This window comes from Mesorhizobium sp. M00.F.Ca.ET.216.01.1.1 (assembly GCF_004010325.2).
Taxonomy (GTDB): Bacteria; Pseudomonadota; Alphaproteobacteria; order Rhizobiales; family Rhizobiaceae; genus Mesorhizobium.
Genome location: NZ_SADR02000333.1, coordinates 1 through 332, shown reverse-complemented (window position 1 = coordinate 332; position 332 = coordinate 1). Strand labels below are relative to the sequence as shown.

General features: G+C 65.4%; 1 protein-coding gene. It reads left to right on the top strand.

Annotation, left to right across the window (positions count from 1 at the left end):
• The coding region (locus tag EN859_RS36345; RefSeq protein ID WP_281015683.1) for a non-canonical purine NTP pyrophosphatase at positions 1 to 268 on the top strand (268 nt) is incomplete at its 5' end.
• Between the last annotated feature and the right edge of the window lie 64 nt (positions 269 to 332).

The window sequence follows — 332 nt, the reverse complement described above, 5'->3', positions numbered from 1 at the left end:
CCCTGACGGTGAGGCCGAATATTACCGTGGCGAAGCCGAAGGCACGCTGGTGTGGCCGCCGCGCGGCACGCTCGGTTTCGGCTACGATCCGGTTTTCCTGCCCAACGGCTTCGACAAGACGTTCGGCGAGATGAGCGCCGAGCAAAAGCACGGCTGGAAGCCCGGCCAGGCGACGGCGCTGTCGCATCGTGCTCGCGCCTTCCAGAAATTCGCGCAGGCCCGATTGGATTTGGCCCGATTGGATTTGGCGCGGCTTGGCTCAAAATGATCGCGACCGGCCAGACCATGCCGCTCGACCGTGGCCCCGGCTTCGGCGTCTACGTCCATTGGCC